Annotated in this window: 15 protein-coding genes and 2 riboswitches; of the genes, 6 read left to right on the top strand and 9 right to left on the bottom strand. The window is 46.1% G+C overall.

The genetic code is table 11. The features are described 5' to 3' along the window. Window positions 1–811: 811 nt before the first annotated feature. Window positions 812–2,881, top strand: coding sequence for a threonine--tRNA ligase (thrS, locus tag AAHF22_RS04100; RefSeq protein ID WP_347323699.1), 2,070 nt, complete (start codon window positions 812–814; stop codon window positions 2,879–2,881). A gap of 295 nt (window positions 2,882–3,176) precedes the next feature. Continuing rightward, complete coding sequence (locus tag AAHF22_RS04095; RefSeq protein ID WP_347323698.1) at window positions 3,177–3,491, top strand: DUF3219 family protein; 315 nt, start codon at window positions 3,177–3,179, stop codon at window positions 3,489–3,491. A 532-nt stretch (window positions 3,492–4,023) separates the two neighbouring features. On the opposite strand, the gene AAHF22_RS04090 is transcribed toward AAHF22_RS04095, so the two are convergent. Then, complete coding sequence (locus tag AAHF22_RS04090) at window positions 4,024–5,142, bottom strand: hypothetical protein (protein WP_347323697.1); 1,119 nt, start codon at window positions 5,140–5,142, stop codon at window positions 4,024–4,026. A gap of 584 nt (window positions 5,143–5,726) precedes the next feature. On the opposite strand from AAHF22_RS04090, the gene AAHF22_RS04085 reads away from it, so the two are divergent. The 3 genes from AAHF22_RS04085 to AAHF22_RS04075 all read left to right on the top strand — a co-directional run bounded on the left by AAHF22_RS04085 (window position 5,727) and on the right by AAHF22_RS04075 (window position 10,092). After that, a complete protein-coding gene (locus AAHF22_RS04085; RefSeq protein WP_347323696.1) occupies window positions 5,727–6,857 on the top strand; it encodes a family 10 glycosylhydrolase in 1,131 nt (376 codons plus the stop codon). Window positions 6,858–7,272: 415 nt separating this feature from the next. Then, window positions 7,273–8,184 (top strand): DUF4097 family beta strand repeat-containing protein, encoded by a 912-nt coding sequence (locus AAHF22_RS04080; protein WP_347323695.1) that lies wholly within the window; start codon window positions 7,273–7,275, stop codon window positions 8,182–8,184. A gap of 210 nt (window positions 8,185–8,394) precedes the next feature. Continuing rightward, on the top strand, window positions 8,395–10,092 hold the full coding sequence (locus AAHF22_RS04075; protein WP_347323694.1) for a sensor histidine kinase: 1,698 nt from the start codon (window positions 8,395–8,397) through the stop codon (window positions 10,090–10,092). A gap of 203 nt (window positions 10,093–10,295) precedes the next feature. Here AAHF22_RS04075 and AAHF22_RS04070 read toward each other — a convergent pair whose 3' ends face one another. The 7 genes from AAHF22_RS04070 to AAHF22_RS04045 form a co-directional block, all read right to left on the bottom strand. Further along, window positions 10,296–12,635 (bottom strand): universal stress protein, encoded by a 2,340-nt coding sequence (locus tag AAHF22_RS04070; RefSeq protein ID WP_347323693.1) that lies wholly within the window; start codon window positions 12,633–12,635, stop codon window positions 10,296–10,298. After that, window positions 12,632–13,219: a potassium-transporting ATPase subunit KdpC gene (gene kdpC / locus AAHF22_RS04065; RefSeq protein ID WP_347323692.1), complete on the bottom strand. Its 588-nt coding sequence runs from the start codon at window positions 13,217–13,219 to the stop codon at window positions 12,632–12,634. The genes AAHF22_RS04070 and kdpC overlap by 4 nt, the downstream gene beginning before the upstream one ends. 280 nt (window positions 13,220–13,499) lie before the next feature. Further along, entirely contained in the window at window positions 13,500–15,527 is a 2,028-nt protein-coding gene (gene kdpB / locus AAHF22_RS04060; RefSeq protein WP_347323691.1) for a potassium-transporting ATPase subunit KdpB, read from the bottom strand. Window positions 15,528–15,596: 69 nt separating this feature from the next. Further along, the gene (gene kdpA / locus AAHF22_RS04055) at window positions 15,597–17,261 is read right to left on the bottom strand and encodes a potassium-transporting ATPase subunit KdpA (RefSeq protein WP_347324096.1); all 1,665 of its coding nucleotides are present in this window, start codon (window positions 17,259–17,261) and stop codon (window positions 15,597–15,599) included. A 24-nt stretch (window positions 17,262–17,285) separates the two neighbouring features. Further along, complete coding sequence (kdpF, locus tag AAHF22_RS23845) at window positions 17,286–17,366, bottom strand: K(+)-transporting ATPase subunit F (RefSeq protein ID WP_371834022.1); 81 nt, start codon at window positions 17,364–17,366, stop codon at window positions 17,286–17,288. A gap of 318 nt (window positions 17,367–17,684) precedes the next feature. After that, window positions 17,685–17,872, bottom strand: a riboswitch (cyclic di-AMP (ydaO/yuaA leader). A gap of 323 nt (window positions 17,873–18,195) precedes the next feature. Further along, a riboswitch (cyclic di-AMP (ydaO/yuaA leader) is annotated at window positions 18,196–18,395 on the bottom strand. Between the two features lie 630 nt (window positions 18,396–19,025). Continuing rightward, the gene (locus tag AAHF22_RS04050) at window positions 19,026–20,540 is read right to left on the bottom strand and encodes an SMI1/KNR4 family protein (RefSeq protein ID WP_347323690.1); all 1,515 of its coding nucleotides are present in this window, start codon (window positions 20,538–20,540) and stop codon (window positions 19,026–19,028) included. Window positions 20,541–20,631: 91 nt separating this feature from the next. Continuing rightward, a complete protein-coding gene (locus tag AAHF22_RS04045) occupies window positions 20,632–20,835 on the bottom strand; it encodes a DUF4177 domain-containing protein (RefSeq protein WP_347323689.1) in 204 nt (67 codons plus the stop codon). 134 nt (window positions 20,836–20,969) lie between these two features. On the opposite strand from AAHF22_RS04045, the gene AAHF22_RS04040 reads away from it, so the two are divergent. Then, the gene (locus tag AAHF22_RS04040; RefSeq protein ID WP_347323688.1) at window positions 20,970–21,557 is read left to right on the top strand and encodes a histidine phosphatase family protein; all 588 of its coding nucleotides are present in this window, start codon (window positions 20,970–20,972) and stop codon (window positions 21,555–21,557) included. A gap of 76 nt (window positions 21,558–21,633) precedes the next feature. On the opposite strand, the gene AAHF22_RS04035 is transcribed toward AAHF22_RS04040, so the two are convergent. Then, window positions 21,634–22,521: an MBL fold metallo-hydrolase gene (locus AAHF22_RS04035; protein WP_347323687.1), complete on the bottom strand. Its 888-nt coding sequence runs from the start codon at window positions 22,519–22,521 to the stop codon at window positions 21,634–21,636. Window positions 22,522–22,697: the final 176 nt, after the last annotated feature.

Below are 22,697 nucleotides of genomic sequence, written 5' to 3'. Positions count from 1 at the left end.
CTGAAATGGTTATCTGTACTATGGTTCAAAGCGTTTGAAAGATGGCATAATGCGAGATTTATAAAGTGATTTTTAAACATTAGTTCAAATCCTCTCCATAAGCAGAACCATCGCCCATTACTTCTGTAAGCGGTTCATGGATGTGCGCAAATATAATATGTAATATCATTTACAAATTAATATTTTTTTGTTATCCATTGAATTCATTTGTGTACACCTATCCATCTTTTCATCATATCCAACTCACAAACCATGCAAAAAATTCCATTCCCCCTCTTGACCTTTTCCCAAATGACTCCTATAATCGAGAACCAATAACACATTTTGGCGATGACCAGAGACAAGATTCCCTATCTGCGCTGCCCAGAGAGAAGAGCGATTGCTGTGAGCTTTTCCAGTCGACGATTGAGGAATTACCACTCTGTAGCTGTACTCCCGAACATGGGACGGATCGTTTGAAGGTAGAATGGTATGATGAATCGATTGTTAGTTGCCGTTGTTAGCAAAAGATCGCTTATGGTGTCTGGTCCCAGACATACGCATCTGCTGCTGACTGCATCCCAATCTATTCCAAACTCCAACTACTGCTCGATGTTGCGATTCAGTCTACATCATTAGGAATTACCGACTCATCCTCGTTACCGGATGCCAATGAGGGCCTACAGTCCCGGTGTGAACACTGCTTTGCAGATTCACCGGAACGGTCAGGCTGAACTAGGGTGGAACCACGAGCCAAGCGCACTCGTCCCTGCTGGGACCTGTGTGCTTTTTTGCGCTTTCTACTCAATTTACATCATTGGAGGTTTGATCTATGTCTAATCTACATCCATCTGCTCGTGCTAATATCCATCCTCTTGCCCCTTCTGCCAATTCAGCTCACGACAATGAAGCTTCAATCGCTGCACATTCTGATTTAGCATCCCATGCTGCTTCTGTGTCTGACGCGATTCACGTAGCGCTGCCGAACGGCTCGATCCGTTCTTACCCTGCTGGTGAATCGATCGCCTCCATTGCACGCTCGATCAGTTCTGCGCTTGGCAAAAGTGCGATTGCTGGTCTGCTCAATGGACAACTCGTCGATATGAGCACTCCTATTTTTGCCGATGCGCAATTGGAAATCATTTCTTCCGCTCATGAAGCTAGTCCAGCCATCTATCGGATCAGTGCTGCTCATCTGCTCGCTCAGGCGGTACAACGTCTGTATGGCGTAGATCATGTTAAGCTCGGTGGTGGAGCTATAACAGAGCAAGGCTTTTATTATGATTTTGAGTTGGAGCATTCGTTATCTGAAGCGGATTTGCCTGCGATTGAGCAGATGATGAAACAGATTGCTGCGGAACACCATCCCTTACAACGACGTGAACTGGACCTATCCGAAGCAGAAAAGCGCTTCGATCCGCAACAACAGCCGTATCAAGCCCAGCGATTAAATGAGCTAATTGCTGCCGAGGTGCAATCGATTATCGTCTATGAGCAGGGCGATTATATGGAATTGGAAAAGGGACCATTATTGCCATCTGCCAATCGTCTACAAGCGTTTCGTTTGATGAGTGTGGCTGGTGCATACTGGCGTGGCGATTCATCCAGCCCTGTTCTACAACGCATTCAAGGGGTCTCGTTTGCGGAGCGTGCAGAGCTGGAAGAACATTTGCAGTGGTTACAGGAAGCACGTAGACGAGATCATCGCCGATTGGGACGCGAGCTGAAATTGTTTATGTTTTCGGATGAAGCACCGGGGATGCCTTTTTATTTGCCGAAAGGGATGCTGCTTCGCACAGAGCTGGAGCAATTTTCGCGTAAGCAGCAACTTCAGCGCGGCTATGAGGAAGTACGGACTCCATTTATGATGAACCAGCAGCTATGGGAGCAATCCGGGCACTGGGATCATTACAAAGACAATATGTATTTTTCCGAGGTTGATCACGAGCATTTCGCCTTGAAGCCGATGAACTGCCCGGGGCATATGTTGATTTATAAAAATGAGCTTCGTTCGTATCGTGATTTGCCGATGCGGATGATGGAATTTGGACAGGTGCATCGGCATGAATTTTCCGGAGCATTGAATGGCTTAATGCGTGTACGGACATTTTGTCAGGATGATGCACATATCTATGCACGACCACAGCAGATCGAAGCGGAAATTGCCCGCGCGATGGAGCTTATCGATGATATGTACAATGTGTTCGGATTCGAGTATGAAATTGAGCTGTCGACAAGACCGGATGATTATATGGGTTCAGAAGAGCTATGGGATCAGGCGGAACAAGCACTGCAAAATGTGCTGGAAGCGCGCGGTGTGAAGTATCGGATCAATGCGGGAGATGGTGCCTTTTACGGACCGAAGATCGATTTTCACATTTTGGATGCGCTGCGCCGAAGCTGGCAATGTGGCACAATCCAGCTTGATTTTCAAATGCCTGAGAAATTTGATCTGTGGTATGTTGGCGAGGATAGTGTGAAATATCGTCCTGTTGTAATTCATCGAGCGATTTACGGCTCGATTGATCGCTTCCTTGGCATTTTGACTGAGCATTATGCCGGTGCATTCCCACTCTGGCTCGCTCCAGTCCAGGTGAAGGTGCTGCTCGTATCCGGTCATTACGAAGATTACGCATTCCAAGTTAAATCGATGCTCGCACAGGCCGGTCTGCGCGCTGAGGTCGATAGTTCCAGCAATAAGCTCGGTTATAAAATGCGTGAAGCCCAGCAACAAAAAGCGCCTTATATCGTTGTCGTTGGCGAACAAGAACAGCAATCCGGTTCGGTTAGTGTCCGTCAGCATAGTGCCAGTGAACAACAGCAACTTCCACTCGCCGAGTTGATTTCGATGCTACAGGCGGCTATACAAGAAGGTCAGTCTATCGATGCAGCAGCTGAGTAAGACCTGCTACATGCAAGCCGTGCAAGCCTATCTCAACAAGAGCTGCACATACGCTGAGGCTACGATTGAACGCTTTTGAATATATATTCTGTTCGATCTGGATAAATCTGTCCCGCTACACTCATTCATATGATCGGATGTGATTACTATTCAGCGTACATGGTTAACGGTGAATGAGCCGCATCGATGGGATGTGGAATAAAATTAACTTTATCCACATCGCACTTGCACATACACGGTTCAAGTATGTTGGTATTAAACGAACAGGCTACCTATAGAAAGGAGTGAATAGCGGATGTCCGATCATCAAGCAACGACTGTACTCATCAATGAACTTTCTTTAACGGCTTCAAGCTATGAACTTACACAGCATTTATCGGAAAATGATACGGAACGCCAGTTGCTTTCGATTGATTTTATCATTACAGGTGGTGAACAGTACCATGACGTTACGTCAACGTTGTATCAACCTGTAGTAGAAGTACGTGTACCGGAACATGGGATTCATTTTCAAGCGAGTGTACATCGTTACTTCACCTCGATTCCTCGGTTGGAAAAGGATACCGATACGGTCGCTGTGCATCTGGAGCTAATTGAAGTGAACGCCTAAAAAGGGTCATAGCTTGTATGATGCACGTGAAGCCTTGTTAGTTTAGGTGCTACTTGCTTAATAGATCCGAATGAATAGACATGAGTTATGACAGGCGATCTATCGTGCTATGCTAATCTGTCGTGTTTTCCGATCTATAATGCTCTTCTTATAGAAGAAACACATTTGCTTTAGTACGCATTTGATCCATATGTTTCTTCATTAGATACCCAAAGATACGTTATGAATCTAATGATGTAACAACAGGTAACGAGCATATTCATTAACTTTTAAAAAGAACAAACGGACACCTTGTCGAAGAGGAGCTTGCAATCCCTCTCCATAAGGTGTCCGTTTGTTCTATATGATCGTAGGAAGAAATTATAGGAGTACATGTATGCCAACTTGTACCTTATAGATTCCTGTGCAACAGCAGAGTCCATCCCTTTATTACTTGCCGGAGTAGTGTCTGCATCAACAAAAACAGTTTACATGCATGCCCTAGTTCAACTCGCGAATCATGAGCCTGCACCGTCAATCATACAAGTGCTACTTACTGATTGTTCCCATTATAAATGGAAGTGCTAAGCCAGTCGCGATGCACATAGCTTGGCATATTATCCAGTGTTCCATACCAGCGTCCATTGCGATTTTCGGTATATTCTCTATACTGTGACCACGGATATCCTTGTTCTTCATAGAAGCGGGATACCTGTACATTTTCATAACGCTGATTCATCGTACTGCCCACAATGTCATAGCCGGTAAATGCTTTTTTTGCAATCGAAGTTACACGTTTTACCGATGTGGAATTGGAATCGCTATCTGTCCATTTCGTAGGTGCAATCAAGACCTGCGTATTATCCACTACAAAGTATGCATTATAATACGTATCACTGCTTACCGTTTTAGCCAGATAAAATTTTACATTTTTCACCTGGTTGGTATCATACTTTTGCACGCTGGAGTCGCCATAGTAGAAGCCGTTCGAGCGAATGTACGGCAACCAGCGATGTGAACCGGTTTGATACGAATAGCCTGCCTCGATCGCTTTGCCGCTTTCCGCATCAAAGCCATAGTAGACCCACGGCTGCTCGCCTGGTCCAAGACCGCTTACAGTAGGCAGCGTAATGTCAGACGTGATGCTGTCAAAACCTTCAAACCCTAGCTGTCTGCGTTCAAATGCACCGGTATTACCACCATTTACCTGCTCTACCGGAATCGGATTGTTCGGATCAAATTGGGTTACGCTGGAGCGATTGTCCGGCGCATTGTCATCATCACGTTTGGCCGCTCCGAGATAACCGCGCTTCGAACTGTACACCTCACCTGTCACGGTCATATACGTATAATCCGCTTGTTGCAGCTGATCGGCGGACGTTCCATCCGCTGCTGCGGTGCTTACAGGCTCGCTACCTGTCAGATCGCGTAAAACGGCTGATTTTTGCTGATCAAAAAATTGCTTGTTCACCTCAGGTTGTTGTGTATTCGTTTCACCGGTTGAGGAGACCGATTTGTTTGATGATGTACTTGATGTCGTGTTTGCTGTAGCAGAAGGACTGCTCACGGTTGTTGAAGTAGTAGGACGGGCTGCATGTGCATGTACAGCCATAGCTGGTGTGAGCGCCGTCAAGACCAGGCTGAGCGATAAAAGGGTTTTGAATGTCTTCATGATGTCTTCCTTTCTCTTTTAAAATAATCAGGGATTGTACCCATTCAGTGACCAAAAGCCATTCCCGTCGTTCACTGTTTTCTTTATGTATGCAGCGAGCCAGCTTGTATTGAATGGCAAAAAAGGGTAATGACAATGACAGGTCTTTCTATACATTAACATGAACAGCCAGCAATTTAAAATTTTGCCTGTTGTCGGCACTAATATTGCCTGCTTTGTAAGCTATATCGTATAAGCCATATTGTAGTTTTCGAACATTCACAGCGATCCAACAAAACTTTTTTCAAATTCATCATCTTTTTTAAGAAAATGTGCAACCTTTTTTGATTAGCAAACGTAATATATAGTATACCTAATAAAAAAGCGTAAAATAGTTTGAAATTAAGGCTGTCGTCTGCCAGATGGCTAGATTTGCAGTATTTGTTCTGTTTTGCTGTCAAAGCCGCTGTTTGTCGTAGGTGTACGTCGCTATCGTTCATCCTTTATTCATACTATAATGGTAAAGTTGCGAAAAAACTGAGTTACAATTTTGCACAGTCACATCCGGGTTTACACTTCATACGCACAATGAAAGGATCGAGATTATGATGAAAAAAATCGCTTATTCGCTTTCCGCTGCCGTACTGGCAGTATCCTTGCTTCCATGGCAATCGACACACGCTGCCACCGCCGAAGCACCTGTTTCCGTCACACCAATCACTAATGAAATTACCGTACAAACGGAAGCTAATTTCAAAAATGCTGATGATGTTCATTCGTTCATTATAAATGCGGCACGCAATCATGTATCCGTCATTAATATGAGTGTGAAACAAGATAGCGATGTGAACGGATCTTCCGGTTATGTATTTTATAATAGCAGCATCGTGAAAGAAGCACCTGGTTATGACGGCTTTGATGCTTTGTCAACTGTGATTGAGCAAGCACATCAATACGGCATCAAAGTTCGTGCATGGGTTCCACAATTTCAGGACAAAGCTGCAATTGACCGCAACTCTTCATGGCAAATGCGCAGTATCGACGATAACGGTCGCATTAGCACCTATACCGGTCAAAATGGTAGCGAGTACTATGTAAACCCATTTGAGCAGGATGTTCAAAATTATGAACGTTCCATCGTCAAAGAAGTCGTGACCAACTACAATATCGATGGCGTTGTACTGAGCGGTATGGACTTTGATACAAATCGTGTGGATATGAATACAAATACGATCACAAGCTTCCGTTCGACTAACAATTTTGACCCGAAAAAATTGGACTTTACCAAAAGTACAGATGCCAACAAAGTAGCTCAATGGAACAGCTGGAAAGCAGATCAACTGGCTGCTTACATTAAAGAAACAAGCAATAATATTCGCGCCATCAAGCCTGCACTGCCGATCGGCGTACAGACCGATGTAACGAATACAGATGGCACCAGTCCTAATGTACAAGTGTTCAGTCCTGCGGTCGATTTCATTATGCCAGTCGTTTCGTATGATTTGACTGCTGAAGCGGTATACGGAAAAGACGGTATCGTAGCCACCACTGAAGCGCAGGCTAATGGTAAAGCTGTCATTCCTGTACTGAATCCAGACCTGAGCACTAATCATGTGCTGGACATATACAACGGTTTGCGTACAGAACAGCCTGAAATCTCAACGGTAAACTATACAACGGTTGGTCAGTACACAGATTCATTGCTTCGTAATGTAGGTCTGAACGCGGGCTATTAATCCCTCTGCATGTTCGCAATAAATAATAAGTACTACCTATCAACCTCTACCTCCATTTTATTGGAGCGTAGAGGTTTTTTAGGTTGTGCCGTACTTGGTTTAGGTTTTGCCATACGATACACAAGCTTGGCACTATAGTATACGCTTTGTTCTGTAATTGAAAAGCGCCTATTGACAAGCACAAGTTTATCTATATATACGTTGGCAGAGACTTTATTCAAACCGTCTCTGCTTCAATTGAAATCTGCATGTTTTGCTTAGCGATAAATCTGTGTACGAGGTAGACGTTCATTGCTCATTTTTTATGCCACGTCCTTTCTCAAATGATGAAAGCTCGCCCACACGGTTGGCTTTGAACAGTTATGAATGGTACGATACATACAAATCATATGTACAGACACGGAGGTGGAGCAACTTGAACAGATGGATTGGGATCGGGCTGCTCGCAGCAGGCGTATTAGGATTAGCCGCTTTTACAAAAGATACGCTACAACTTGGGAATCCACCTCAAAATCAAACCTATGAGCACCATTGGGAACTCCCTGCTGGCGCGATGAAGCAGCTGGATATTCAATCCGACTATGAAATTGCTGTTCAGTTTGTACCGAGTCCAGATGGACAGGATCATGTGACGCTTAAAGGAGCAGTCATATCTAGCATTCGTCAACAGCTGGCACGAAGCCATTTGCAAGGAGACGCATTGCAGCTAAATCTGGGCAGACAGCAGCAGCGCTGGCAACTGGTGAAACCACGTGTTCAGCCTCATGTGCAGTATATTACGGTGCAGCTGGCTCAGCCAGACAGTTTGCAACTGGCTAATTTTCGTTTAAGCTCTGCGCAAACTAATCTAAATCATGTGCAAGCCAAGCAGATTCGTGTTCAATCCGGTTCCGGTCGTATTAAAGCGCAACAGCTTGACGGCAATACAGAGCTGACCACATCTAGCGGCGACATATCCATTCATACGTGGAACGGATCAAAGCTTAATTTGCATAGCGGTTCTGGACAATTGCAAATCGGCACAGCCAATGGTCATGTCTATACTTCTACAGGTTCAGGCGCGCTGCAAATTGATCAATTGGGTGGTGATGCCAATATTGCGTCTCATTCAGGCAATGTAAAGCTGATGCTGACTGGCTCACACGATATCGATGTGCATGTGCGCTCTGCTAATATTCATATTGATGCTGATTCTACGTTTGCAGGCACATATCAGGCATATGTAGCAAATGAGCAGACGGAGCGCTCGCAAACATCGGCGGCAGGCTCAGCTCATATTGATGCTTATTCTGATTCAGGGCAGGTTACGATTAAATATGACGAATAAAAGCTCAAAATACGATAAAATTCATTGTTTATTACAAAAATATAGTTAGGATGGCTGGATTTTTTTGGATTTTTGGTATACAACAGGATTAGGATATTTTCAATCACTTATATAAATGGCTTAACTATATAAGCGATCTTTCCTTTTCAGTGTACGTCCATTAATCGATTATGCTTCTTTTTATTTCGAAGCGGTCGTCTGGAGTGAATAATGACCAATCAACGTCTGAAACAGACAGCAAACGGGCATGAATCGAATCTTGCCACTCTCTACGTCTATGAAAGCCATCCGATCTATATTCAGCATATGATTGCTTACATTTTATCTTTGTTGCAGTACAGTAAAGATACTATATTGTTTATGATCGATCATATGTATATACTCGATACCCTTCAACAGGAATTAAAACCGTTCAACTTCTCATCGGAATGGCTTGAGCGCATTCAATATATCCCTGTGGATGTACCCCCTGTAAACTCTAGCTCTGGTTATCCTACAGCAGCGGGATCTCCCCCAGATTCATCTCAGGTTCCACTGGAGCCGATTCCTTCAATCGATTCCAAACGCTCTCTACATGCGTCCTTTCAACAATCAGCACATGATTTATCTCCTCATCTCACTGATCGTATAATCGCACCATTGCCTTATGAAGTATTGCATTCGATCCAGCTTGCAATGGCCGAAAATAAGTCTATTCATGTATGGCAACAACTCAGCATAGAAACGTTACAAAGCTGGATACCGATAACATCCGTTACTTCTCAGTCTTCACGCTTACATGCCACAACCGAGCCTGCCTCTGTCTCGCATGCACAACATGCACAACACCATTCTGCCGGCACGGAGACGGATATCGATTCCATCTATTGTTCACCACTGGTTCAGTATGTATATACGTGCGATGGCATGCAGTTGCCTGCCGCCACATTGCTACATCTGATGCCACAGCTTGCTGTACGGAATGAGCACGATATGAATCATCTTATCCACTCCAAAGGTCTAGCTGCTGGGTCTGCTTCTGATGCTACTGTTCCCCAGGCGGATGTACCGTCTCTGCTCACGCATCCGGTTTCTGCTCCATTCGTACAAAAAGCGACATCAGCGAAAGGATCTCCTGCCAAACTGTATAAAGAGCTAGATTTTCTGTCGGTGATGAGTCATGAACTGCGTACACCCATGAATGGCATACTGGGCATGTCGCAGCTTTTGTTAGATTTGGATGGTATGGATGAGCAGCAGCTTGCTTATGCACGTATTATCGATAAAAGTACACGCACATTGCTGCTAATGCTGAACGATATTTTAGATTATGCCAAAATGGATGCGGGCAAAATGGAAATGGTATACGAGCCGCTGCATGTGGGAGCGATGATGGGCGAAGTGTTGGATGTGATGCTTGTCCGCGCCAGCGAGAAAGGATTGAATGTATCGCTATCCATTCATCCGCAAGTACCTGAGATTATTGAGGGCGATAGTAAGCGGTTGAGACAGGTACTGTTAAATTTACTGAGCAATGCGATCAAGTTCACGCTACAGGGGCATATTCATATTGCCGTCACGCCACACTCGCAAACGGTAGAAGGTGGATTGTTACAATTTAGTGTAACCGATAGTGGTATTGGCGTTCCTCATGAACAGATCGAGTATTTGTTCCAGCCTTTTCATCAATTGCATAATCCGATTACTCGCAATGAGGACGGAACCGGACTTGGACTTGCCATCAGCAAATGTCTGGTCGAGCTGATGGGCGGCACGATCTGGATTGAACCTCAGCCTGAACCAACGGGTGGAACACGGTTTGTGTTTACAGTTCGCTGGCTTGCACACGATCCTATACACGATGAAAGCGATAGGAATGGTACAGATCATGCAGATACAGCGCTACGTTTCATCCCTAAATTAAAATGATCCAGAGCGTCTGTGTACATTATTTTGCTGGAGTAGACCTACTTTGCGAAGAAATAAAGGACAGATACGCGTTTGTGTACACGCTCCAGTGTATTTGTTATGTATAGCATTCATTTATCATGATGATACACCTACATTAATATATGTATACGAATCATGCCTAAGCAACAAAAAGCCGTAGCTACAGGGTGACAAATTTGGTCTCAATCCCTGTCAGCTACGACCAGTACGTCCATATTCCGCGCTTCACGCAATACTTTTTTCAAAATCGATTCTCGTCCCCAGCGTTTCCAGCGTGGTGTGCTGGACTGTCCGATCACCATCTGAGTTGCCTCGTGACGCGTAGCTTGCTCATTAATATAGCGCGCCAGTTCCTTCATACTCATGCGACCGGTTCGATATTCAATATAAAATTCTCCGCCCAATCGCTGGGTGAGCTTCATTAATCGCTCTGCCTTACTACGCTCCTCTTCCATCATCGTACTCTCAGCTCCATCATGAATATACGTCACGACAAGCTTTGCCTTTAAACGATACGCTGTGCGAAAACCACGCCGAATGAGACGCTCTGCCTCGTGATCCAGCTTCACGCCGACAAAAATCACTTCTTCTCTACGCCACGGACCCCGTAGCGATGTATTGCGCTCCCATGACTCCAGCCGCTCATCCACATCATCGGCAACTTCTCGCAAGGCAAGCTCACGTAGCGCAATCAGATTACCGAGTTTAAAAAAGTGATTGAGCGACTGTTCAATTTTGGCAGCTGCATAAATTTTACCTTCACTTAGTCGCTGCCGTAATGTCTGTGGTGTCACATCGATCAGTTCCACCTCATCTGCCAGATGCAAAATCGAATCCGGCACTGTCTCGCGCACTCGAATGCCTGTAATCTGCTCGACCGCATCATTCAAACTTTCCAGATGCTGAATGTTGACGGTGGAAATGACCGAGATACCCGCTTCCAGTAGCTCGCGAATATCTTCATACCGCTTCGCATTGCGACTGCCGGGCACATTCGTATGCGCCAGTTCATCGACAAGTACCACCTCTGGATTGCGTGCAATAATCGCATCCAGATCCATTTCTTCCAGTTGTCGCTCACTGTATGAAATAAGCTGGCGTGGCATAAGCGGTAATTCCTGTGCTTGCTCCGCTGTTTCTTTACGTCCATGCGTTTCTAAAAGTCCGATCACCACATCGATGCCCTGACGAAGCAGCTCTCTACCTTCGCGCAACATCGTATACGTCTTGCCCACACCAGGTGCTGCACCTACATACACTTTAAATGTACCGCGCTTGATGCTCTCAATCTGACGTTTCATTTCATCTGAGGGCAGGCGGCGATACGTTTCCGGTTTTTTCACCGCTGCGGTGCGTGCGGGTAAAATGCGTTCCCCCTCCTGCTCCGCACGATCCGCCATCAGGAAAATGTCGATATGACGTGTGTGCAGCAGCAGTCCATTCACAATGGAACTGTTAATTAGCTCCTGCCAACGCTTTTGCCGGGAGTGTCCGAGTACGATTCGGGTCACCTGATGCTCGCGGGCATAGTTAACCATTTGCCGGGATAAGGAAAAACGTGAGCGAATGACAATTTCCTCAAATACGCCGCCGATCTGCTCGGTCAATTCTCGAAAAGCCCGTTTAAATGTGCGTTCTTCTGTTGACAGCTTCACACCGCGCTTGCGAAAGCAAGCGACAAGCAGATCACCGCTTAGCCGACGAGCAATCTGCTGTCCACGACGAATATAGATCGAACCATTCCAGTGATATTGCACCAGTACCATAATACGCTCTGCTGTGCCACTCGGTCCTGTTAATCCTTGTTCTGCACGATGCTTTTCCAGCAGATCGCCCACACCTTCAGCAACTGTTCGCAATGCCAACTCACGGAGCACCGCCAGATTACCACGTTCAAAATAAGCTCGATCTGTACTGCCGTTCAAATGCCCTGCCAGATCACGCTGTAAAATCACCTCAGGTGTCACATCGATTAACCTTACTTCATCCGCCTGTACGAGCACATCTTCAGGTACGGTGCATTCTACTTCTCGCCCAAGATAATGACGGGCAAGCTGCGCCGCACCTTGAAGCTCATACACATTGACGGTGACCATAATGCTAATCCCTTTGCTTAGCAAATACTGAATGTCTTCCCAGCGTGTGGCGTGCTCTGCACCAGGACGATTGCGGTGTGCCAGATGGTCAACGAGCAGTACCTCCGGATTACGGTGAACAATCGCTTCCACATTCAAATCCTTTTGCTCACACGCCTGTCCCTCCGCATCGTGCTTTATCCAGTGAATACTCGGAATCCGTTCCAGATCGCCAAGCTGCTGTACCGTCTCCGGTCGCCGTAACGTGGAAACCGCACATAATGCTACATCCAGTCCATCCTGCTTGAGCAGTTGACCGTCCCGTAGCATATGATACGTTTTACCGGAGCCGCTAACGGCTCCGATATAAATTTTTAATTTGCCCTGTTTGAGACGGGTAATCATCTCCAGCAATTCTTCAGGCGATTTGCGTCTAAATGTACTCATGAGTTCGAGCCTGCTTGTAATTGCTCCAGACCGATGTTCAGCTTCAGCACATTGACTGCCGAATTACCAAGCATACCGAGCTGTGGCGAAGTCGTCGTTTGTGCGATCAGAGCTTGTAGCTTGTCCTCGGATACACCGGTCAGCTTGCTAATACGGGGTACTTGAGCCAGCGCCGCTCCCGGGCTAATGTCTGGATCAAGACCGGAACCAGAATTCGTAATCAGATCCATTGGCAGTGAAGATACCGGCACATCCGGGTTTTGCTTTTTCCACGCTTCAATCGAAGCTTTCATCCGTTCGATCAGCGCTGGATTGGATGGAGCCAGGTTCGAGGAACCCGAACCGTTCGCATTATAATCGACACTCGATACCCGTCCCTGAAAAAATTGTGGATCTTTAAACTGCTGACCGATCAATTCGGAGCCGATCACCTGATGCTGGCTATTGTAGATCAAGCTACCTGATGCCTGATGCGGCATAATGAGCTTGGCGATGCCTGTAATGGCAAGCTGATAAATGACACAGCATACGATAAATAAAACCGCGCTCGTTCTAAGCGTCGTCCATACGATTTTCATAGGCATAATCTGTCTTCTCCTGTTCCTGATTGTGAATAAGGGCAGCCTGCCCTGTCCATCCGATATCCGATAAATGGCAGGCTACACGTCTGTTCACCATTTTGATAGCGTTTGGGATAGTTATTTACTTGCATGTTGCTGTTGTACTTATCCTCACTGCGCTTACTCGTTCATTCCATCGCTCTTTACTACTCGTATGCTTGGCTCTCTAGTAATGGTTTTCTAGTGCTTATTCTCCAGTACTCGTCCTCTGTTACGGATGCTTATCGATTCACTATACGATCGCTCAGACCATTACCTGAATTAGCATATCAATTAGCTTAATGCCAATAAATGGAACAACGACACCACCCAGACCATAAATGAACAGATTACGACGCAGCAACCGGGTCGAACTCATCGGACGATAAGCGACACCTTTCATCGCCAGTGGAATCAAAATCGGAATAATAATCGCGTTAAAAATCAAGGCAGATAGAATAGCCGACGTTGGCGAATGCAAATTCATCACGTTTAACACTTGCATTTGTGGAATAGCCACCATAAACATCGCTGGAATAATCGCAAAATATTTGGCAATATCATTCGCGATACTAAATGTGGTCAGACTGCCACGGGTCATGAGTAGCTGCTTACCGATCGCCACTACTTCGATAATTTTGGAAGGGTCAGAATCAAGATCGATCATATTGGCTGCTTCCTTCGCCGCTACCGTACCACTGTTCATCGCAATCCCGACATCTGCCTGTGCCAGTGCAGGTGCATCATTCGTACCGTCCCCTGTCATCGCAACTAGTTTGCCCTGTGCTTGCTCACGGCGAATAACGGCAATTTTATCCTCTGGTGTACTTTCAGCAATATAGTCATCGACCCCTGCTTCGCGAGCAATCGTTGCTGCGGTGAGCGGATTATCACCGGTACACATAATCGTTTTGATGCCCATACTGCGCATCTGTTCAAACCGTTCGCGCATCCCTGCTTTAACGGTATCTTTTAAATAAATCAGACCATAGATCACATCATCGACAGCGACTGCCAGTGGTGTACCCCCTGCTGTCGCGATGCGGTCACTACTTGCTTGCAATGAAGTGGGTACATGACCGCCCTGTTCAATGACCCAATTTTTCACAGCGTCTACCGCACCTTTACGTACTTTACGGCCATCTTTCAAATTCAGACCACTCATTCGCGTCTCTGCTCGGAACTCGACCACTTCTGCTCCATATGGAAGCTCCTGATCGATCGTCCAGCCTTGCTTTTTCATCAGTTCCAGCACGGAGCGTCCTTCTGGCGTTTCATCCTGCGCCGAACTGACGGCTGCCCAGTGCCCTACCTCCTCGGCTGTATGCCCTTCAGTTGGCACAAATTCGCTCGCCATCCGGTTACCGTATGTGATTGTACCGGTTTTATCGAGAATGATCGTATTAATATCACCGGATGCTTCCACCGCTTTACCCGACATCGCCAGCACGTTGAAACGAGTGACACGGTCCATCCCGGCAATACCGATCGCGGACAGCAGACCACCGATCGTCGTTGGAATCAGACAGACGAGCAGTGAAATCAGAACAGGAATTGGAATATGAATACCGAGATACTGCGCCATAAATGGTAACGTCACGACGACCATCAGGAAAATAATCGTTAAGCTAATCAGTACGGTATTGAGCGCAATTTCATTCGGTGTTTTTTGACGTTCTGCGCCTTCGACCAGACTGATCATACGATCCATAAACGATTCGCCTGGATCGCTAGTAATCCGTACCGTAATCTCATCACTGATGACCATCGTACCGCCGGTGACCGAGCTAAAGTCACCGCCTGCTTCTTTAATTACCGGAGCGGATTCACCCGTAATCGCTGATTCATCCACTGACGCAAGCCCTTTGATCACTTCACCATCACCAGGAATCATCTCTCCCTGGCGAACGACGACCAGATCTCCTTTACGTAAAGAAGTCGATGGCACGTCTACGATGCGATCGCCTTCCAGCTTACGTGCGGTAATTTCCTTTTTCGTCTTTTTGAGTGAATCTGCCTGTGCTTTACCGCGTCCTTCCGCGAGTGCTTCGGCAAAGTTAGCAAATAAGATCGTCAGCAGCAAAATAACCGCTACGGCAATGTTAAAGCTTGCCGATACCGAATCACCAAATGCCCCCGGTACAAACACGAGTAGTAAGCTAATTAACAGACCTATCTCGACTACGAACATGACCGGATTTTTCATCATTAAAACCGGGTTTAATTTTACAAAGGATTGCTGTAATGCTTTCGTTATCAGATCCCGGTTCATCACGGAAGCTTGATTTTTCATTGCTGATTCCTCCACCTGATTATCCTCAAATAATATGCTTCACCATCTGTATATGTGCTTTTTTAACATTTAAAGGGTCAATTGCTCAGCAATCGGGCCGAGTACAAGCGCCGGGAAGAAAGTTAACGCGCCGACAACGACAACCACCACGATAAATACACTGCCAAACAGCGCCTGATCGGTACGCAGCGTACCACTGCTCTCCGGCACAGGTGTTTTCGCCAGCATGGAGCCAGCAACCGCAAGCAATGTGACCATCGAGAAAAAGCGCGCAATCATCATCACAATCCCGGTCGATATGTTCCAAAATATCGTATTATCGCCCAATCCTTCAAACCCTGACCCGTTGTTAGCCGCAGATGATGTGAATTCATACAGCGCTTGCGTCAGACCGTGGAAGCCCGGATTCGAGATCGTATTCGGAAATACCATCAGCGCAATCGTCGTTGGCGCCAGCACAAGTAGCGGCTGAATGAGTAATGTGACCGCGATCAACTTCATCTCTTTCCCCTCTACTTTACGACCGAGGAATTCAGGTGTACGTCCAACCATCAGACCGGATAGGAATACTGAGATCATCGCATACATAAGCACATTCATCATACCGACACCTGAACCGCCAAATACGGTATTAAGCATCATATTACTCAGGGCGATCATACCGCCGAGCGGTGTTAAAGTATCATGCATCGTATTCACGGCGCCGGTCTCTGACGCTGTCGTTACGACTGAATAGAGCGACGATTGTTCAATCCCGAATCGTACTTCTTTCCCTTCCATCGAACCTGCACTTTGTTGTAATCCAAGCTCATTGATCAGAGGGTTCCCTTGATGCTCTGCATAGAGCGACGAACTGAGCATAATCAAGAACATGATTGCCATCGATACAAACAGCACCCGTCCTTGCTTCGGATTACCAACGATACGCCCATACGTGAATGGAAGCGAGATCGGTACGAGCAACATCAGAATCATTTGTAGCATATTGCTAATGGCATCAGGATTCTCAAATGGATGCGCCGAGTTAGCGCCGAAAAATCCACCGCCGTTATTACCCATTTCCTTAATAGCAACAAAGCTGCCGAGCGGTCCCATGCCAATCTGTTGCTGGGTGCCTTCTAATGTAGTGGCTGTTACAGACGTTTGTAACGTCTGCGGAACCCCCTGACTAATGAAGATCAGGGCAGCAACAACGCACAATGGCAGCAAAATACGTGTAATCGCCCGCACCAGATCGACGAAAAAGTTTCCCATTGGCTTTCCGGCAAGACCACGCATAAACGCAATCGCTGCGGCAATCCCTGTTGCCGGTGAGACAAACATCATGAACACAATGGCAGACATTTGCGAGAACAGCGACAATCCGCTTTCACCGCTATAATGCTGTAAGTTCGTATTCGTCAAAAAGCTAATCGCTGTATTAAATGCCAGCTCTGGACTCATCGCTGGAATGCCTGCTGGATTCAGCGGCAACTTATCCTGTAAACGGAAAATGACATATACGATCAATGCCATAACCGTATTGCTGACAAGTAAAGCGACAACATATTGCTTCCATGTCTGATTATTTTGCCGGATACCACCCAGCTTATACATGATCTTTTCCAGTGGACCGAAGAAACGATCCAGCTTTCCCGGTGTATAATCAAATGCACGGGCGATATAAGCACCCATTGGACGCGCCAGCAATAGCGCAATTAATAAAGTTAAGGCAACTCCGATATATGCGAACATACTCACTCACTCTCTCCTGCCTGTTTAAAATTTTTCCGGATAGATCAGGGCATAACACAAGTACACTAGCAAGCCTGCAATTATAAGCCATAATAGCCAGATCATTGTTCTTTCCCTCGCTCTCCGATCACTCTGGATGACCAGATGCCCAGTCCGCCAAGCGCGAATGCAATGAGTAAAATGAGCACAATCATTAAAATATCCAACATGATTTCTTTCCCCTTCAGCATGAACATGCGTAAGATTAAATTTGATGGTAGATAATGTTCAAGTTGCCAATCGAACGATTTTGCGTCAATAAAAGCGAAATTAGGCGCAAAAAAAGAAGCCTCGGTAAAAATCGAACTTTTCACCGGGCTTCTTCCGTGTGTAACCGATCAGACACATCGATATGTGTAGACCAGAATGACGTAAGCCGGATATAAGTTCTTCCTGAATCGCTGACGAGGTTAGCTGTCGGGTTCGGGCTGGAAGATTGCCCGTTCCGGCGATGCCGGAATTCACCCCGTGTCAGACCGCTTGCTCCAAGCTAGTTCTGACGATTGGTTCCCCCGCTTTCCTGTATGCGGTACGTAAGCACGAACCAACAGGAAATTAAGCGTACATGTAAAAGAGCAAAGATTAAATCCATACAGCGAAAATCGCATAAGCAGAGCGAAAACGAATCTATCATCGTATTGCCCGTAATTGTACAGCGTTCAGCAGTTTGAGCGTACATATTCATACTGTCCAGGTGTCACATGACATAACGGCCAAATCGACTTCTACCGTTTCAAAAAGTACATGTATCGTTCCATTCGTATCGTGCGTGCACTGCCATTGCAATACTATATTCCGTCCATTTCGTCTGACTTCAGAAGCTGATGAGCGTTAACAGGGCATAAGAAAACACAGAGCGTGTATACCCTGTGTCATGATGGCACAAGTTCTGCACTCCTCTCCCGACCTGCGCTTACGAGGTTAGCTGTCGGATTCGGGCGGTGAGAGTCGCCCTACCATCAGCGCCGGTCCCATGGTTACCGGTGCTGACGGATTCACCCCATGCAGACGGTCATCGGCTCTCACACCTTTGACATGCTGCGAATTGGTTCCCCCGTTTTCCGGCGATAACCGGAAACTCAGCAATAAGAACAAGAAACTTCTGAAATTCAATTGTTTGATCTGGACAAATACCGATTTGCATCTTCACGCTTCCTGCTGGACGGATCGCCGGAACAGTCTGGCTTAGCACCGCTGTGCTTTCCTGCTGTTATGCGGTTCTACCAGCATAGTAGAAGTCGTTGCAAGCGCAAATCTCTAAATCCTGAAATGTATATTACTCCTGTAATTCCGAAGTGTAAAGCAGATCAAAAAGGCAAAAAAAGCCGTGATTTCCCACAGCTTTCTCTTTTGAAAATGCAGACGAGGGATACCTCCCTCAAGCTCTTTTTTACTCCCTATATCGCTCATCAGCTTAGATTTTACATTACATTTCACCATTTTCATCTAGCTTTTCATCCAGTTTCGCAAATCGATATGTCATTATTCACATTTGCAAAAACGAGGCGATCCGAGTATTTGTCAGCACATCATTATCGATAGTAAATACCTGCTATTGTGCTGCTATGTACGGTCAGCGCTAATATTAATCTAACGATACTCACGATCGAAAAAGACGTTATTGCGTATAGATTATTCATCTGGTTTGTGTGCAATGTGCATTTATTTTATTTGCATTTTCCATCATATAAAACCCGTCCGCTCATACGCCGGACGGGCTATTATTTACATCGTATAACGTCGATCATACTGGATCGAGAAACTCACAGGTTGCTTAAACGCTGCCTGTAGCAACTCTACATCGTTCTCATTTCCTGTAAAAGAAGACAAGGCACTACACTGTGCGATTGCTTCAGGATTCGCGATCATATTATCGCCTGCTAGCTTAAGCTTTTGCAAAGCAGGTAAGGAAGAGAGTCCCGAAATATCGTTCACTTCAACATTAGCCAGCGTCAAGCTTTTTAGATAAGTAAAATGACTTATATAGCGCATATCGCTCCAGCGAACCCCTGTAACGGTCAGCGATACGAGTGACAGGTTAGCAAGTGCTGCCCACTGTTGTTCGCCCCACTGCTGTGCATCGATTATAGTCAATTGCTTCAGCTGCTTTAACTGGCTCATAACGACAGCCTGCTCCGCATCGGGAGTAGAGATGGTCAGACATTCCAACGTTGGGATATGAAGCAACGGTGTATAATCTGTTGCTGGAATCCGCTCGCACTCCAGCTCAACCAGACGTTGTAGATGAGCGAGTGGTTCCAGCGAAGCCACACGGGTATCGCTAATATTCAACTGGCGTAAATAAGGCAATTGTGCCAGTGGTCTTAGGTCTGCGACTGGATTGTCCAGCACATATAGCTTTTTCAGCTCACGACAATGAGCTAGCGGTGTTAGATCATCGACTACATTGCGAGACAGACTTAACTCGCGTAGCTGTGTACACGCTGCAAGTGGGCTAATATCGCTAATCTGTTTATTGGGCAAATAGAGCTGATATAAGCTTGTAAATTGCTGGGCTGAACCGTAATCCTGCTCCATCCATTCTCGCCACGGATGTGGTAACCCGGCTTCCCAGGCTGCCAGTTCTTCCACAGACAGCTGCTTGCTGGCGGTATCCCATTCTGCACCAAATGCATACTCCTGCGCGTCACAAAGCAAACGAGCTTGTTCATGACGTCCATACATCCAGTAGCTCGTTCCTTCTTCCTGCACGACTGTATAATTGCCTGTATGGATCGTATGATGCATAAAATGAATAAATTGTTCGATATCACGAGCAATGACGAATTTCGTTTCTTCATCACGACCAAAATTGATCACCTGACCGACGATACCGTCTGGACCTGGATCAAGATCGATGCCCAGGTGATTCCCACCGCCATCATGACAAAATGGAATCCACTGCCGATTGATATACTGCTCCTTAATCCAATCGGCAGGAATTGAATAATGGTCGCCCATATCTGCGTATTCCTCCTGCAAATCCGACCATATTTTCCATTCATTCACCATTTCTTCAAGCGTCAAAAATTGCAGTCCAAAAAACAAACCGGGACCGCTATGTGATTCCCCATTATGAAGTCGATACAACTGCTTAAGTTGTGCTGGGAACGTAACGTTCATCGCCTGCTCGGCTTGCGAAATGTCCTCATCGCTAGCTGAAGCGAGTAAGGATGATTCCAGACTGCTCAGCTTGCCGCGCAGCATGGATTTGATTTCTTCCATCCATGTTCCAATCATGCGGTTGCCTCCTTTATCTGTTTATGCCAAGATGATCTTGTTGGACAGCAAACCATCATTGTACGTATACTATGTACGTAGTCGATCCGGTCTATTCCAGCAAGGCGCTGCGTTTGAAAATAAGGATGATTTCGCGGGACGCTCCCTGCGACATCGCCGTATCAAAGCTGGAAACTAGCTCCCAGCCTTCAAAGCCGAGCGCATTTAATGTTTCCTGCAAATGTTGCTCATCTACCTTGCCGCCGAGAAAGCCGCCGGCTGCTAATTTTACTGTTTTATATTCCCACTGAATCATGGTATGATCTTCCTTTCCGAAACAATAATACAAATCTATGAAAGCCCACTTTATCAGTTGCAGTATAACTGGCTATAAATGGGTATAATCAATATTGTAGCATACTAAATAGAAGGAGTTACACCATACTGCTGATGAAGACTATTGGACTTGTGCGCCATTTTAAAGTGAATAAAGAGTTTCCAATTCGCCAGATGGTGACCGTAAACGAACTGGTCACCTGGCTGGAAGAATACGATGTGGCTGACATTGAAGAAGGCACAACCGATCTACGCGGGCTGAACTGGGAAATATGCTTTACAAGCGATTTACCCCGTGCGATCAAAACGGCACAGTTCATTTATCCCGGTGAAATCGTTATTATGCCAGAGCTGCGTGAGATTACGCCGCCGACGTTCAATACAGGCTTGCGCTTTCCTTTTATCGGCTGGGCAGTTTTTGCCCGCATCGCTCCACTACTCAGCAGGCGTTACAAACGTATGGTTGCTGAGGCGAACGCACGTATTGATCGTGCGCTGGATATTATTTTGTCATCTGACGCCGAGCATATTTTGATCGTTAGTCATTGGGCGCTTATGCTCTACATGCGTAAGCAGTTGATCCGCCGCGGCTTTACCGGTCCCCGTATGCGTATGGTTGAGAATGGCAAGCTGCATCTGTTTCGCGACGCCGAATCCAGTGCTGCCCTGCATGCAGAAATGTCCAATAAAAAACCTCAATAGTTGCGCCAGTGTTGAGCTATCGGTATGATGTGCAGTTAATCGATCGATGTCGGCTCGATTCAAATCAGATCAGCAATTATGCTCCGCTTTCAGCTACAGGCTCCATCCATTGCTGACGGCGACGTCCATTCATGAACAACGTAATGGTCTCGCGCTCATATTTATCCAGCTCGCGATCATACTGCCGCTCTAGCTGCCCGATAATCAGCTCTTCCTCTTGATCGGGTTGCTGGACGAGACGAGCAATATGTTCCAGCAGATCTAACTCCTGCTGATAGCGTGCTCCGTCCCAGATGTCTGCATGATGGGACAGTACAACCGTCTCCGCATCATAATGCCGCAGCATGCGAACAAGCTGTAGCGTTGCTTCAGCCGTATATTCATTTGGCTCCACATGGATATTCGGATACAGTGCATCGCCAACGAATAAAACCTTATCCTCCTGTACATAAATGACGGTCGAATCATCTGAATGGTCCCCACCCACATGCTCAATCACACAGTGAACTCTTCCCAGATCAAGCTCTAGCTTGCGCTCAAATGTAATATCTGGCGTTGGTAAGATGATATCTCGCTCACTACCCAGTTCCTTTTTAATCGCACTGGTACAAAATTCAATGTCAGTCCCTTCGGCTACACGCCGATCCATGGACTCATCATCCCATGACCATTTCTGCATACGGCGGATATATTCTGTCGTTAGCGTCTGCGCAATAATGGTCGTATTCGCCTGATTCATGCCAAATACATGATCCCAATGCCAGTGTGTTAGCACAACCCAGCGTGGTGAAATATCCAGCTTCACCAGCTGATCGATAAAAAGCTGAATATGCGCAGACGAATTGCCTGCATCGACAAGCAAAGTAGAACGCGTACCGGTGATCGCTCCTAGAATCGGTCGATCGGTTTCCTGATACGGTGTTAAGTAGTGAATATGTGAAGATAGTTGCTGCATAATTTGCATTATTATAAAACTCCTTATGGTCAGTTTACAAAATGAAAAAAGCGTGTGGCTGGCTGCGAATCGATTTACTCGTCAAGATATTCATGTAATGATGTAGGTTAGCTCCATACGATCATACATATTGCGATTATACACATCCTGTTCATAAGATCATACGTATATCGTTACTTGTACGA

Origin of the sequence: Paenibacillus wenxiniae (genome assembly GCF_039822605.1) — a bacterium.
GTDB lineage: Bacteria > Bacillota > Bacilli > Paenibacillales > Paenibacillaceae > Saccharibacillus > Saccharibacillus wenxiniae.
The sequence above is the reverse complement of the archived record's forward strand: the minus strand, read 5'-3'. Positions and strand labels throughout refer to the sequence as shown.

What these genes read in the sequence shown, in the direction of transcription:
- thrS (WP_347323699.1), top strand. Translation starts at nt 812, where the DNA reads ATGTCTAATCTACATCCATCTGCTCGTGCTAATATCCATCCTCTTGCC.
- AAHF22_RS04095 (WP_347323698.1), top strand. Translation starts at nt 3,177, where the DNA reads ATGTCCGATCATCAAGCAACGACTGTACTCATCAATGAACTTTCTTTA.
- AAHF22_RS04090 (WP_347323697.1), bottom strand. Translation starts at nt 5,142, where the DNA reads ATGAAGACATTCAAAACCCTTTTATCGCTCAGCCTGGTCTTGACGGCG.
- AAHF22_RS04085 (WP_347323696.1), top strand. Translation starts at nt 5,727, where the DNA reads ATGATGAAAAAAATCGCTTATTCGCTTTCCGCTGCCGTACTGGCAGTA.
- AAHF22_RS04075 (WP_347323694.1), top strand. Translation starts at nt 8,395, where the DNA reads ATGACCAATCAACGTCTGAAACAGACAGCAAACGGGCATGAATCGAAT.
- AAHF22_RS04070 (WP_347323693.1), bottom strand. Translation starts at nt 12,635, where the DNA reads ATGAGTACATTTAGACGCAAATCGCCTGAAGAATTGCTGGAGATGATT.
- kdpC (WP_347323692.1), bottom strand. Translation starts at nt 13,219, where the DNA reads ATGCCTATGAAAATCGTATGGACGACGCTTAGAACGAGCGCGGTTTTA.
- kdpB (WP_347323691.1), bottom strand. Translation starts at nt 15,527, where the DNA reads ATGAAAAATCAAGCTTCCGTGATGAACCGGGATCTGATAACGAAAGCA.
- kdpA (WP_347324096.1), bottom strand. Translation starts at nt 17,261, where the DNA reads ATGTTCGCATATATCGGAGTTGCCTTAACTTTATTAATTGCGCTATTG.
- kdpF (WP_371834022.1), bottom strand. Translation starts at nt 17,366, where the DNA reads ATGATCTGGCTATTATGGCTTATAATTGCAGGCTTGCTAGTGTACTTG.
- AAHF22_RS04050 (WP_347323690.1), bottom strand. Translation starts at nt 20,540, where the DNA reads ATGATTGGAACATGGATGGAAGAAATCAAATCCATGCTGCGCGGCAAG.
- AAHF22_RS04045 (WP_347323689.1), bottom strand. Translation starts at nt 20,835, where the DNA reads ATGATTCAGTGGGAATATAAAACAGTAAAATTAGCAGCCGGCGGCTTT.
- AAHF22_RS04040 (WP_347323688.1), top strand. Translation starts at nt 20,970, where the DNA reads ATGAAGACTATTGGACTTGTGCGCCATTTTAAAGTGAATAAAGAGTTT.
- AAHF22_RS04035 (WP_347323687.1), bottom strand. Translation starts at nt 22,521, where the DNA reads ATGCAAATTATGCAGCAACTATCTTCACATATTCACTACTTAACACCG.